Annotated in this window: 13 protein-coding genes; 7 read left to right on the top strand and 6 right to left on the bottom strand. The window is 67.1% G+C overall.

Going from position 1 to position 12841, the window contains the following annotated elements:
* Nucleotides 1-20: 20 nt before the first annotated feature.
* The 3 genes from JOF56_RS34800 to JOF56_RS34790 all read left to right on the top strand — a co-directional run bounded on the left by JOF56_RS34800 (nt 21) and on the right by JOF56_RS34790 (nt 4914).
* The gene (locus tag JOF56_RS34800) at nt 21-3620 is read left to right on the top strand and encodes a CHAT domain-containing protein (RefSeq protein ID WP_209643684.1); all 3600 of its coding nucleotides are present in this window, start codon (nt 21-23) and stop codon (nt 3618-3620) included.
* Between the two features lie 80 nt (nt 3621-3700).
* Nucleotides 3701-4327, top strand: a complete 627-nt coding sequence (locus JOF56_RS34795) for a ClpP family protease (protein WP_209643683.1) — start codon at nt 3701-3703, stop codon at nt 4325-4327.
* A complete protein-coding gene (locus tag JOF56_RS34790; RefSeq protein ID WP_209643682.1) occupies nt 4324-4914 on the top strand; it encodes a ClpP family protease in 591 nt (196 codons plus the stop codon). Before JOF56_RS34795 ends, JOF56_RS34790 begins: the two co-directional genes overlap by 4 nt.
* On the opposite strand, the gene JOF56_RS34785 is transcribed toward JOF56_RS34790, so the two are convergent.
* The 6 genes from JOF56_RS34785 to JOF56_RS34760 all read right to left on the bottom strand — a co-directional run bounded on the left by JOF56_RS34785 (nt 4911) and on the right by JOF56_RS34760 (nt 10220).
* The gene (locus tag JOF56_RS34785; RefSeq protein WP_209643681.1) at nt 4911-5213 is read right to left on the bottom strand and encodes a helix-turn-helix domain-containing protein; all 303 of its coding nucleotides are present in this window, start codon (nt 5211-5213) and stop codon (nt 4911-4913) included. The genes JOF56_RS34790 and JOF56_RS34785 overlap by 4 nt on opposite strands.
* Before the next feature lie 64 nt (nt 5214-5277).
* Nucleotides 5278-6588 carry a hypothetical protein gene (locus tag JOF56_RS34780; RefSeq protein WP_209643680.1) on the bottom strand — a complete coding sequence of 437 codons (1311 nt, stop codon included), beginning with the start codon at nt 6586-6588 and terminating at the stop codon, nt 5278-5280.
* Nucleotides 6585-7307 carry an alpha/beta fold hydrolase gene (locus JOF56_RS34775; protein WP_209643679.1) on the bottom strand — a complete coding sequence of 241 codons (723 nt, stop codon included), beginning with the start codon at nt 7305-7307 and terminating at the stop codon, nt 6585-6587. Before JOF56_RS34775 ends, JOF56_RS34780 begins: the two co-directional genes overlap by 4 nt.
* 28 nt (nt 7308-7335) lie before the next feature.
* Nucleotides 7336-8337 carry an SDR family oxidoreductase gene (locus JOF56_RS34770; RefSeq protein ID WP_307855389.1) on the bottom strand — a complete coding sequence of 334 codons (1002 nt, stop codon included), beginning with the start codon at nt 8335-8337 and terminating at the stop codon, nt 7336-7338.
* 120 nt (nt 8338-8457) lie between these two features.
* The gene (locus tag JOF56_RS34765) at nt 8458-9564 is read right to left on the bottom strand and encodes a sensor histidine kinase (RefSeq protein ID WP_209643678.1); all 1107 of its coding nucleotides are present in this window, start codon (nt 9562-9564) and stop codon (nt 8458-8460) included.
* Entirely contained in the window at nt 9561-10220 is a 660-nt protein-coding gene (locus JOF56_RS34760) for a response regulator (protein ID WP_209643677.1), read from the bottom strand. Before JOF56_RS34760 ends, JOF56_RS34765 begins: the two co-directional genes overlap by 4 nt.
* Nucleotides 10221-10462: 242 nt before the next feature.
* On the opposite strand from JOF56_RS34760, the gene JOF56_RS34755 reads away from it, so the two are divergent.
* From JOF56_RS34755 to JOF56_RS34745, 4 genes are all read left to right on the top strand, one after another.
* Nucleotides 10463-10732, top strand: a complete 270-nt coding sequence (locus JOF56_RS34755; protein ID WP_209643676.1) for an NAD(P)-binding protein — start codon at nt 10463-10465, stop codon at nt 10730-10732.
* 323 nt (nt 10733-11055) lie between these two features.
* Complete coding sequence (locus tag JOF56_RS59665; RefSeq protein WP_281065532.1) at nt 11056-11178, top strand: non-reducing end alpha-L-arabinofuranosidase family hydrolase; 123 nt, start codon at nt 11056-11058, stop codon at nt 11176-11178.
* A 43-nt stretch (nt 11179-11221) separates the two neighbouring features.
* Nucleotides 11222-11932, top strand: a complete 711-nt coding sequence (locus tag JOF56_RS34750; protein WP_209643675.1) for an SGNH/GDSL hydrolase family protein — start codon at nt 11222-11224, stop codon at nt 11930-11932.
* Nucleotides 11929-12837: an extracellular catalytic domain type 1 short-chain-length polyhydroxyalkanoate depolymerase gene (locus tag JOF56_RS34745; RefSeq protein ID WP_307855388.1), complete on the top strand. Its 909-nt coding sequence runs from the start codon at nt 11929-11931 to the stop codon at nt 12835-12837. The genes JOF56_RS34750 and JOF56_RS34745 overlap by 4 nt, the downstream gene beginning before the upstream one ends.
* Nucleotides 12838-12841: the final 4 nt, after the last annotated feature.

Here is a 12841-nt window from a genome sequence, read left to right as displayed (position 1 = left end):
ACCGTCGATATTTTCATCGAATGGAGCAAGACGTCACCGATCTGATCGAGTATGGGCACCACGCCTTTGAGACGTACGTCGACAGCCGTGAACTATCCGATCTGGACAATGCGATCAACGCGCTGGACAACGGTTTCACCGCCGGTGGCAGGACCGACCTCGACCTCGGCGATACCCTTGCGAACGCCTACCGGATGCGCTTTCGGCTTACCGGCGACGAAGTCGACCTCGAGGCGGCGATCGGCCTGCGGAGACACTCGGTGGCCCACAGCCCCGCGGGCAGCTTCGAACTGGCCGACCGCGAGGCATGGCTCGCGGAGGATCTGCAGACCCGCTACGACGAAAGAGACGCAGACGCCGACATCACCGAAGCCATCGACAGGGCGCACACCGCAGTAGAACTGTCCGCAGGTTACGCGGCTTTGGCCGAACACCAACGCCTCCATGCCGACTGCCTGCTGACCAGGTACGAACGACGAGGTGACGAGGCCGACCTCCTCGCGGCCGTCGAAGGGCACAGGCAGGCCGCAGCGAATGCAGCGCCCGAAGACCGGTGGAAGCACCTGTCCAGCGTTGGAAATGTGCTGACCGTGCAGTTCTCCGCCACGGACGAAGTCTCCGTGCTCGACGAGGCGATCGCAGCGCTGCGTGAGTGTGTACGTACGCGGCCGGAGGGCAATGTCCCGCGCAGGCACATCGGTCCCGGCAACCTGGCACACGCGCTTTGCCTGCGATACGACCGGTTCGGTCGCCTGGAAGATCTGGACGAGGCGATCGGGCAGGCGCGGCAGGCGGTGGACGAAGCCACCGACGACCCGCCCCTTCTCGCGAACTGGCGGGAAATCCTTGGCGCAGCCGAACGTATGCGCTATGAGCGGACCGCCGATCCCGACGACCTCAACGGCGCGGTGGCAGTACTGCGTGACGCGCTCGCCGACGACCCTGCCCACCCGGGCCGGCTGCGCGAGCTGGGGGTGATCCTCCGTGAGCAGTTCGAGCTCACCGGATCGCGGACAACTCTCGACGAGGCGGTCCGGCTGCAGCAGCAAGCAGTGGCCGGCACTCGCGAAGGCCACCCGGAGGCAGGTTCCTGGCTGGTCAGCCTGGCCAACGCGCATCTGTTGCGGTACACGAGTTTCGGCACGGCCGACGACCTGGACGAAGCGGTCGTGACGTCCGCGTCGGGGATCGCCGCCTTCGCGCCGGACCATCCGGAGCTGACGGCGTGGCGCGCGGCGCACGCGGAGATCCTGCTGGCACGGTTCGACGCGCGTGGCGACTTCCGTGACCTGGACGAGGCGGTGGACACGCTCGCCGAGGTCGTCCGGGTCACGGCGGCCGACCATCGGCAGAGACCCCGGTGGGTCAGCGGTCTGGCCGACGCGCTCCAGGTCCGGCACCGTCAGCGAGGGTCGGCCGCCGACCTCAACCTGGCCAGGGAGCTGCTCGCCTCGCTCGCGCCGGACGACCCCGACTTCGAGCAGCTCAACGCCTCCGCGATCGCACTGCACTCCAGTTACCTGTCCAGCAAGGATCCGCGGTTCCTGGCGGACGCCATCGTCATGGGCACGCGTGCGGTGGAGCGCGCACCGCATGACCGTGTCCGCCGTCCGGAAGTCCTGCAGAACCTGGCGGTGTACCTGTTGGCCCGCTTCGAACTCACCGAGTCGGGCAACGACCTCGACAACACGCAACACCTTCTGACCCACGCTGCCGGAGAGCTGCCCGACGGTCACCGATGGCACGCATCGGTCTTGATCAACCTCGCCCGGGTACACGTCCTCAGATACCAGCACACGAACGGCGTCGATCATCATCTCGCCGACGAGGCCATCGCGTGCTGCAAGAAGGCGTCGGCCGTCCCGAACATCGATCGCGACGACGCGGTCAAACTCACGGAAGTGCAGTCCATCGCGGTACGGATGCGGTTCGAGCGCCGCGGGACAGCTGCCGACCGTGCGGATCTCGTCGAGACGGAGGTCCAGCTGGGACAGCTGATCACGCAGCTCGCTGAAGAGCGCGGCAACAGCCGCCGGACCGACCTGTTGCACGAGCACGCCCGCGTCCAACGCGCACTGGGTCAGGCCGATCTCGCGCGGGCCACGGCCCGGGAAGCCCTTCGCGGGCACATGTGGGACTTGCTGGTACAGCCTTCCACGACAGAGGCGGTCCACAGTGCACAACGGACAGTCGACAAGAGCGCCGCGCACATCAGATGGTGCTTGGACGACGAAGCTCACGCCGAAGCACTGAAAGTGGTCGAATCGCTGCGGGCCCTGGTCGTGCACTCGGTGACCGCCCGGACCACCGTCACCGAACTGCTGGACGCCGCCGGGCTAACCCAGCTGCGGGACGAATGGCTCAACGCGACCAGACGCCACCCGAACCGCGCGATCACCGGCGCGGAAATCGACGACGAACTACGCCACCGTGTGCTGCAGGCGCTCACCCACAGCGGTGACACCAGGGCTCGCGCAATCGCCGACCTGCTCGACGCCCCGGAACCTGCTGATCTGGCCGCAGGCTGCCGCGCTCTGGGCGTGGACGCGTTGGTCTATCTCGTTCAGGGCGTCAAGGAACAAGCAGGTGTGGCCCTGATGGTGCACGCCAACGGTCATGTCACCGCGAAACGGCTCAACGCTCTCGTGGAAACCAAGCGAGGTGCGATGAAACGGTTCGCCACCGCGCATGACCGTAGGCTCGCCGACCCGGAGGATCCGGACCGAACTCGCCGGTGGCGGACCGCGTTGGACGCAGTGCTGTCCTGGGCGTGGCAAGCCGCGATGAGGCAGGTCATCGCCGAGGTAGCCAGGCATGTCACGGGACCACCCAGACTGGTGCTGATCCCGACCGGCTCGCTGGGACTGATCCCGTGGCACGTGGCCCGCCGCAAGATCCCCGGCACCGGGAGGCCCCGCTATCGCTATGCGTTGGAGGAGGCCGTCATCAGCTACGCCCCTTCTGCGCGGGTGCTGCAGCGGTTCGCTCGTACCGAGTTGATCCCGATGAACGGGCACGGTCTGGTAGTGGTCGATCCCACCCACGACCTGCCGCACGCCCGCGAAGAAGGGGAAAGCATCCTGCGCGACCACTACCCCCGCGCGATTCGTCTCGGTGGCCCACAGGAACCCGGCATCCAGCCTGCGACACCCGAATCGGTGCTGGACTCCCCCGATGACCTGCCGGTGTTGCATTTCGCCTGCCACGGGATGAGCACGGCACCGTCCGTGGACTCACATCTGCTTCTGGCCGACGAGCAACGCCTGACAGTCGACAACCTCCTCGACCGCGGCAGGCTGGCCCGCGGGCCGTTGGTTGTGCTGTCCGTGTGTTCCAGCGCGATACCGGTCGAGCAGTACGACGAAGCCCTGAGCCTGGCCACGGTGTTCGCCGCGATCGGTGCCGGAGCCGTCATAGGGTCACTGTGGGCGGTCTCCGACGCATCGACTCGCACGCTGCTGGAGACCTTCCATACCCTGCTGAACAAAGATGCTCTCGCCCCAGCCGACGCACTGCGAACCGCACAGTTGCGATCGCTGGAGACAGCACGGAGCAGGCACTCCCCCAATGCCAAGGACGATCCATGGCACTGGGCCGCGTTCGTCCACTATGGCCGTTGACCGGAAAGTCCGCTCAGAGCGGATCTGCCCACAGCAGCGAGGCCAGCGGACGGCACTGGATCGACGGCATCGTCAGAGGTATGACGAACAACGAGAAACAGCCACTGTTCGACCACCGGCTCCGGGAACGGTTCTTCAGTCAGCGGGTGCTGGTCCTCGACGGTGTGCTCGACGACGACAACGGGACAGTGCTCGCCACCCAGCTGCTGTCCCTGGCGAGCGAGGATCCCGGCAAGGACATCGCGCTGTGGATCCACTCGCCGGGTGGCTCGGTCCCCGCGATGCTGGCCATCCGAGACGTGATGCGACTCGTGCCGTGTGACGTGGCCACGCTCGCGCTGGGACTCGCGTGCAGTGCGGGGCAGTTCCTGCTGTCCGCGGGCACACCGGGCAAACGGTTCGCCCTGCCGCACGCCCGGATCCTGATGCACCAGGGCTCGTCGGGAATCAGCGGATCGGCGGTCGAACTGGAGGTGCAGGCCGACGACCTGCGGCACACCCGGGACACGGTGCTCGCGATCATCGCGGAGGACACCGGCCAGCCGATCGACCGGATCTTCACCGACTCGCTGCACGACCGCTGGTTCACCACCGAGCAGGCCCGGGAATACGGCTTCATCGACCACATCGTCGGCAATCTCGGCCAGGTTGTGCCCGTGCGCACCCACGAGCTGGGACTCCGTCCGGCAACGGGAGCGCGCGCATGAGCACCTACACCATTCCCAACGTCATCACGCGCAGCCCAGGCGGCGAGCGGATCATGGACGTCTACTCGCACCTGCTGTCGGAGCGGATCGTCTATCTCGGCACCGCGATCGACTCCGGCGTGGCCAACGCGTTGATCGCCCAGTTGCTGCACCTGGAAGCCGACAACCCGGACCAGGAGATCAACCTGTACATCAACTCCGAGGGCGGTGACCCGTCGGCGATGCTCGCGCTGTACGACACCATGCGCTTCATCAAGGCGCCGGTGGCCACGACATGCGTCGGCCAGGCGGTCGCGGCCGGTGCGGTACTGCTGGCCGCGGGTCAGGCCGGGCACCGCTTCGTGCTGCCCCACACCCGCGTGGTGCTGCACCAGCCCGCGGCGCAGGGCCGTGGCACCATCCCGGACCTGATTCTCCAGGCCGACGAGGTCGTGCGGGTACGCACCCAACTGGAGGAGATCCTCTCGAAACACACCGGTCGCGGAGTCGCAGACCTGCGCCACGACACCGACCGGGACCGCGTGTTCGACGCGTCCGGCGCCGTCGCCTACGGCCTCGCCGACCACGTCATCGATCACAGGACCTAAGCGGCCATGAGCACGGGACCTGTGCTGCGGTGCTGCCGGACCTCGCGCACGATGCCGACGAGCAGATCGGCCAGATCAACGCCCAGCGCACCGGTGACCGCGGCGATCATCTCGCTCGACGGCTCCTTGCGACCGCGTTCGATCTCGGACAGATACTGCGGTGAGATGCCGGCCCGCTCCGCGATGTCGACCAGGCGGTCACCCCGCTCCTCCCTGGTCGCACGCAGGTTCCGGCCCAGCGCCTCACGCCACAGCGGCTCCGGCGTGCGCTTCTGGTGGAAGGGGAGAATGTCCGCCATACCGTCATCCTGGCACCCGCCCGGCGCCCAGGGGCCACGGTTCGCTCTGAGCCGAAAACCCTTCTCAGGAGGTCAACGCGGCCAAAGCCTGGCCCACCGGTAGTGAGCCCGGCTGCGGGGATGTGGTCGCCGGGCGTGGCACGCGGCGCAGCGCGGAGCCGTAACGGACCAGCGCGGCGAAATCAGCCGGGTAGCGACGTTGGTCCACTCCCATGAAACTGACGTCGACCCCGGCATCACTCAGCCTGTCCCGCCACAGTCCGGGCTCGGCGATTCCCCGCGAGCGCACACCATGCGGGAAGAGACCGATGTGGACAGATCGGTACCTGCCCGACCGCAGGTAGTCATGCGTCGCCTCGATCGCGGACTCGACGGGGAACATCGTCCACATCGGAACAAGGCCGGCCTGCCTGGTCCGGGTCGGGTCGATCAGCAGGAACGACTCGACGAGCAGACGGTCCGCGGTGATCCCGGCGCCGGTCAGCCACGCGCGCTGGATGTCGGCAACCGGGCCGGACAGGGCGTGGGTGCCGGGATACCGCACAACATGAACAGGATGTCCTGCAGCATCGGCGAATCGCCGCACGTCGTCGAGCAGGGCAGGGTCGAATCCCCATTCGGCCTCCGGCGCGTCGGTGTCCGTCTCGATGCCATGGCGGTCGTAGTCCTGCGGGCCCATCCCGCCCTGCGCACCGACTTGGAAGAAGTGCCGGTCGTCGACAGTCGTCACCGGCCAGGTCGAACTGTCCGCAAGCACGATGATCGGCGCGCCTGGAGCAAGACGTTCCCGCAGAAAACGTTCATAGGCGAGCCCAAGACGGCGGCGCTTCACCCTGAAGTACGCCATCTGCCCGATCATCAGCTGGTCCTGATTGGCGTCGTGCATATGGTGCAGCACGACATCAGGGTTGCGGCGCAACAGTTGTGGCGCGGCCGAAGCACCGAACTCCAGCGCACGATCCGGCCGCCCAGGTTCGTTTCCCCGCCAACGCACCGGAACAAGCAGAGTCTGTGGCAGCCAAGGCGCACCGAGTGCCGTGGCCAGATGCACGGCGGCACCGTTGGACGAACCCAGCATCACTGCCGGATACTTCTTGTCAGGGTAGTGATCAGTCACCCAACCGGCCACGGCGTCGAGATCCACCGCGCCAAGCCGATCCGGCATCACTCCTTCCGCGCCCCCTGCCACGGCGTAAAGCCGCTGCCGCACTGTTCTCGGCAACAGGTTCGCGGCGTGCAGCGTGGCCGCGAACAGGCGTCCACGGCCTACCCGGTCAAAAGGTTCGTTCCGCAGGCCTCGAGCAGTGGCTTCCAGCATGGAACTGGCGGAGTCGAACGCGGCGACCGCGTCGGCGGGTTCAATGGTTTCGCTCATGACGGCTCCGTTCCGGACAGGACGTCGGCGAACGCACCAGGAGCCTGATACGGGAATGCATGTGCCAGGCCAGGTATCTTGACAAGGTTCCGGTCCTCGCCCTGGGCCAGGCGTTGCGCCCACTCCGGCGTCGATATCGGGTCGTGCTCGGCCCGGGCGACCACAACCGGGCACGTCACATGGCTCAGCGAGGTTTCCAGATCGTCGGCAAGCATGGAGCGGGTCAACCGGAACAACCGTGCCGCCCCTGCCCGGCGCCACTCCGGCTGCTGGGTCCGTGTGAGGGATTTGGGCTCCAGCCGACCGTCACGTACCCACCTGAGCAGTGCCTTCGGCCAGGAGCGGTAACGCGGATCCACCGTCGGACTGCCCAGCACAAGCCGTTGAACCAGATCGGGCTCGGCCGCCGCGACCCGGGCGGCGATCTGGGTTCCGCAGGAATGCCCGATCAGAGTCACCTGCTCAAGATCCCTGTCCCGTAACCAGTGCGCGAAAACCGCCGCGATCTCCCCGATATCAAGCGGATGCGGTGGATCGCCGCTGTCACCGAACCCGGGAGGATCGGCCAGCCAGGCCCGGAAGCCGGCCGCACCCAGCGAGCACACGCTCTGCCTCAGGTAGACCGAAACGCCAAGTCCCGGAACAACAACCACATCGCCCTTGTCCGGCACACCAGCCACCAGTGCGTGCACTGCTCCCCACGGGGTCGCCGTCCACACAGGACCCATCATCGACTGGCTCACACACTCACCGGCCTCGCACGACACCAGCAATGCCAAGACCGATCGCCAGCGCGGCACCAGCGACCACACCGGGATGCTCGGCCATCCATAGCTGCGCGCTGTGCGCATGAGCGGTGTCGTCGAAGTCGCCGTGTGCGCCCTGATCGGTTCCGGACCTGTCGTCTGCGGGTTTCCAAAGGTTCGCGGGCTGCTGCGGATCCCGTGGTGCGCTCGTCTGCTGGGACGCGTACCCGGACCGCGCCAGGTAGTGATCTAGCAGGCCAGGAATCAGCTTGTCCCCCAACAGAGTCGCGACGGTGGACATGCCGACCCAGCGCTCACGCCGCCGAGGGTGGTCTGCGGCGTGCATGATGGCTCGCGCCGCGACCTCTGGCTGGTAGATCGGGGGCACCGGCTGCGCACGCCGCGGCAATCGGGACAGCACCCAGCCGAACTGGGGTGTGTTCGTCGCGGGCAACTGCACCATCGTGACCCGTACACCGGACTTAGCGTGCAACAACTCGCACCGCAGCGATTCGTGAAATCCCTGGATCGCATGCTTGGCCCCGCAGTACGCCGACTGAAGCGGAATCCCCCGGTACGCCAACGCCGAACCGACCTGGACGATGACGCCGCGATCGCGCGGCAGCATCCGTTTCAGGGCGGCTTTCGTGCCGTGCACATATCCCAGATAGCTGACCTCGGTGACCCTGCGGAACTCCGCCGGTTCGATCTCGGTGACCGGCGCGAACACTCCCACGAACGCATCGTTGACCCACACGTCGATCGGCCCCAGTTCACGTTCCACCCGCTCCGCGGTGGCCTCGACCGCGTTGTGATCAGCCACATCGGCGGCAACCACCAGCGGCTGCCCGCCCGCTGCCCGGACATCCGCCGCCGCACTGTCCAAACCGGACTGCCCACGGGCGATCAGCGCCACCCGGTCGCCCCGGCGGGCGAACGCCCGCGCCACAGCACGCCCGACGCCGCCACTCGCGCCTGTGATCACCACCACCTTGCCGGCCACAACTCACTCCGTCCGTCCGTGTTGCCCTGGCAGCGCCGACGTGCTCGCTTGGCGGCACGTCGGATCTGTTCGGCCGTTCGCACAGACGAGGAGTACCCGCTTCGGGCACGGACATGCGTGTTACTGGCCTGCGGTGGACAGTGCCAGCCGGACCCGGAATCCGCCGCCCGGGATGGGGCCGGCTTCCACGGTGCCGCCGAGCAGTTCGGCGCGTTCACGTAGGCCGATGAGTCCGTGGTGCGCGCTGGGCAGCTGGACTGCGGGGCGGGTCGGGCGGGTGTTGGTGATCGTGACGGTCAGGTCGGTGTCTTCTCGTTCGATGTGGACGGTGGCGGTGGCGCCGGGTGCGTGTTTGCGGACGTTGGTCAGCGCTTCCTGCACTGTGCGGTAGATCGCTCGCTGCGAGTGGGCACCGATGCCGGTGGGCAGCTCGCCGTCCAGCCGGACGTGGATGCCACTGCTTCTGATGAGCTGTTCGAGTTGTGCCAGCGTGGGTTGCGGGCTGAGTTCGGTGTCCAGGCTGCCGGAGGCGCGCAACAGGGTGACCATGTGCCGCAGCTCGTCGAGGGTGTCGGCGCTCAGGCGGCGGATGGTGGACGCCGCGTCCTTGGCGTCCGCATCGGCGGTGCTGACCTGCAGGGCACCGGCTCGCACGGCGATCAGGCTGACCTGATGGGACACAACGTCGTGCATTTCCCGCGCCAGCTGGGCGCGTTCCTTGGCCAGGACTGTCTGTGCGATCAGCTCGCGCTCGTGCTCACGGGCCTCGTCGATCTCCTTCAGCCGCAACGAAAGAAGATGGCGGGCACGCACCAGCTGACCGAGGAACACCGGCGCGGCAGCGGTCATCACCGCGTAGACGACGCTGAGCAGGAGCGCCTTGCCCGGAGTCTCCGAGAACTCCTGCGGCGGCCAGGGAAAGGCGTAACCACAGGCGACCACGAGACCTGCCAGGGCCAGCACACGCCGATCACGGGTGAGTCTCGCGGCTGTGTAGAGCGCGACCAGTGTGGCGACCATGGACTGCGACACGAACCACGTCGGCAACGTCACCAGGAACGACACCCAGGGCAGACTCCGGCGAACCACCAGACCGAGCGCCGCGATCACCGTGAAGGCGATCACCAGGAGATCGGTCCCGTCAGTGAAGACATCCGCGGTCAGCCACGCGTCGAAGCCGGCCAAGCCCACCAGCAAGGCATCGACCACCCGATCCCGCGTGATCATCGCTCGCTGTCACCCTGCCGCAGCAGCCCGGCACGCTCCGCGAGCAACGCCGCCTGCACACGACTGCCCACCCGCAGCTTGGTCAGAATCGCACTGACGTGATCCTTGATCGTGCCCACACTCAGATGCACCTGGGCACCGATGTCCGCATTGGACAGTCCAGCCGCGATGAGCACCAGCACATCACGTTCCCGTTCGGTCAGCTGCGCCACCCGGTCGGCTGCCTCCGTGCCGGCACCCGCGTCCAGATAGCCGTCCACCACCGCCCGGGTGACCTTCGGCGACAGCACCACCCCGCCGCTGGCCAACGTCCGGACCAGCTGGGCCAACTGCTCCGGGTCGGTGTCCTTCAGCAGGAACCCGGCCGCGCCCGACCGCAGCGCCGCCGCGATGTACTCGTCGGAATCGAACGTGGTCAGCATGGCCACGATGGGCGGCTCCGGCATGGCCCGCAGCTGACGCAGAATGGTCAGCCCGTCGACGTCCGGCATCCGGATGTCCAGCAGGACGACGTCCGGCTTCTGCAACGAGATCTCCCGCACCGCCTGGGCACCGCTGGCCGTTGCCACCACGTCGATGTCGCCCGCGGCCCGCAGGATCAGCTCGAAACCCGAGCGGACCAGCGCCTCGTCGTCCACCACCACTACCCGAATCACAACACAACTCCTAGCAGAACCAATAGTCGCCTGGCACACTGGAGGATAGGGCCCCGCCGGCACTGTTGCCGCAGGTCAACCCGCACCGCCGACCAACGGCGGGCAAGATCCAGCCAACTGGCTGACGCCGCCCCCGCCGGGCAGCGGGAGCGCCGCACGCCGGGCAGGCACCGCCACCAGCCGGTACACGGATGGGCACCGGCCTCCCTGCCTCCGGACGATGCTGGCATGCAATTGTTCACATGACAGGACCGCCTGTGAAGCGATTCCGCCGTGGACGCAAACGCGCCAGTCACGATGTCGACGTCGCCATCGTAGGAGCGGACATCGCCGGACTCACAGCGGCTCATGTGATCGCCGGCAGCGGCCGGACCGTCACCGTGGTCGATGCCTCCGCCCAGGCCAGTCTCCACACCATGACGGGAAACACGCACGCGAGGCATATCCACGCCCAGACACACACATGGGCCGGTGACAACGATGTGCTCTTCCTGGCCGAGCGGCAGTCGTGATCCCGAAAATTTCGGAGACCACTCCGACCAGCCCGCAGTGCGGCAATCCTGGGAGCGCTCCCAGGAATCTCGCTCACGGTAGAACCTCCATCACCCGCGCGTCAAGGTCCACACTCACATGCAGTAGTCGCAGATCTTGCGAAATGCTGCTTGAACAGGTGGGATGGCGCTCACAACACGTGCTCACCGCGAGGTTGACCTGATCGCCGGCCTGCCGCTACATTGGCTGAAATTTGTCTTGACAGCAGCGAAAGTTTCGATCCGGAGTCGCGCCGGAATGGCGGTGCGGCTTGTCCGTCAACGGTGACGATGGGACTTTCCCTATGCGTGCAGCACGCCGGTGCGCGGGCATCGACCAGGCCATGGAGATCAACTCCTGCCGGATGCAGTACCCGTACCAGGGCATGGCCCCAGGTTCCAGCGGTGACCACAACAAGCTGCCCTGACTGCTCACCCAAGCAACTCCCACTGCTGAGAGAGGTGATCCCGATGCACAGAATTCGTACCCTCGTCGTCGGTACGGCCCTCGTACTTGCCAGCGCCACGACACCCGCGGCCGCCGAGTCCAACGGCGGCGTCCGGGTCATGCCGCTGGGCGACTCCATCACGCACGGCACGCAGATCCCTGGCGGATACCGGATCGGGCTCTGGCAGAGCTTCGTCAACGGCCGTTACCGGGTGGACTTCGTCGGCAACCAGTTCAACGGCCCGGCCGCCCTGTGGGACCACGACCACCAGGGCCACCCCGGCTGGCGCATCGACCAGATCGACGCCAACATCGTGATCTGGGTCCGTGCCACGAACCCGCGTTCGGTGCTGCTGCACATCGGCACCAACGATGTGATCCAGAACTTCAACCTGGGCGGCGCACCCGGCCGGCTGTCCACATTGATCGATCGGATCACCGCGACCGCCCCCGGCGCCGACGTGTTCGTGGCCACGATCATCCCGCTGTCCAACGCCGGCTGGCAGAACGCGGCCCGCACCTTCAACGCCGCGATCCCGGGGATCGTGCAGAGCAAGGTCAACCAGGGCAAGCGCGTCCGCCTGGTGAACATGCACACCGCGCTCACCACCGCCGACCTGATCGACGGCGTGCACCCCAATGCCAACGGCTACAACAAGATGGCTGCCACCTGGTTCAACGCCCTGCGATCGGTGCCCGGCAGCATCGGCAACCCCACGAGGGCAGCCTCGTGATCAAAAGAACCGCCCTCGGGTGTGTGTTCGCGGTCCTGCTGGCTCTGCTCGCGCCGCCGTCCGCTTCGGCGGCGTCGCTGGTCCAGGTGACGAACTTCGGCAACAACCCGAGCAACCTGCAGATGCACATCTACGTTCCGGACCGGCCGATGAGCCCGCGGCCGATCCTGGTGGCCGTGCACTACTGCACCGGCTCCGGGCCGGCGTTCTTCAGCGGCACCGAGTTCGCCCGGCTGGCCGACCAGTACGGCTTCATGATCGTCTACCCGACCGTCACCCGCAGCAGCAAGTGCTTCGACGTGTACACCCAGCAAGCCTTGCGCCGCAACGGTGGCAGCGACCCGGTCGGCATCCGGTCCATGGTGGACTGGGCGATCCAGAACCGCAACGGCGACCGCAACCGGGTCTACGTCACCGGCGCGTCCTCGGGCGCGATGATGACCAACGTCCTGCTCGGCGACTACCCGGACGTGTTCAAGGCGGGCGCGGCGTTCGCGGGCGTGCCCGCCACCTGCTTCGCCACCACGCCACCGAACGAGTGGAACAGCAACTGCTCGGGCGGAAACATCATCAAGAGCGCGCAGCAGTGGGGCGACGCGGCCCGCGCGATGTACCCCGGCTACACCGGACCACGCCCCCGCATGCAACTCTGGCACGGTACCAACGACAACACCCTCCGCTACCCCAACTACGGCGAAGAGATCAAGCAGTGGACCAACGTCGCCGGTCTGAGCCAGACACCCTCGTACACCGACAGTCCGCAGTCCGGCTGGACTCGCACCCGCTACGGCGGTACGGGCCCCACAGCCCAGGTCGAAGGCATCTCCATCCAGAACGGCGGGCATGATCTGCCCCGGCCTGGCATGGCTGCCAGAGCGATCGCCTTCTTCGGCCTCGGCGGCTGACCCG

Origin of the sequence: Kibdelosporangium banguiense, from assembly GCF_017876405.1 — a bacterium.
In the GTDB taxonomy this organism is placed as follows: Bacteria; Actinomycetota; Actinomycetes; order Mycobacteriales; family Pseudonocardiaceae; genus Kibdelosporangium; species Kibdelosporangium banguiense.
The sequence above is the reverse complement of the archived record's forward strand: the minus strand, read 5'-3'. Positions and strand labels throughout refer to the sequence as shown.

Coding starts and splice junctions, on each gene's coding strand:
- JOF56_RS34780 (WP_209643680.1), bottom strand. CDS start 6,588: ATGAGCGAAACCATTGAACCCGCCGACGCGGTCGCCGCGTTCGACTCC.
- JOF56_RS34785 (WP_209643681.1), bottom strand. CDS start 5,213: ATGGCGGACATTCTCCCCTTCCACCAGAAGCGCACGCCGGAGCCGCTG.
- JOF56_RS34750 (WP_209643675.1), top strand. CDS start 11,222: ATGCACAGAATTCGTACCCTCGTCGTCGGTACGGCCCTCGTACTTGCC.
- JOF56_RS59665 (WP_281065532.1), top strand. CDS start 11,056: ATGCGTGCAGCACGCCGGTGCGCGGGCATCGACCAGGCCATGGAGATC.
- JOF56_RS34755 (WP_209643676.1), top strand. CDS start 10,463: ATGACAGGACCGCCTGTGAAGCGATTCCGCCGTGGACGCAAACGCGCC.
- JOF56_RS34790 (WP_209643682.1), top strand. CDS start 4,324: ATGAGCACCTACACCATTCCCAACGTCATCACGCGCAGCCCAGGCGGC.
- JOF56_RS34800 (WP_209643684.1), top strand. CDS start 21: ATGGAGCAAGACGTCACCGATCTGATCGAGTATGGGCACCACGCCTTT.
- JOF56_RS34795 (WP_209643683.1), top strand. CDS start 3,701: ATGACGAACAACGAGAAACAGCCACTGTTCGACCACCGGCTCCGGGAA.
- JOF56_RS34765 (WP_209643678.1), bottom strand. CDS start 9,564: ATGATCACGCGGGATCGGGTGGTCGATGCCTTGCTGGTGGGCTTGGCC.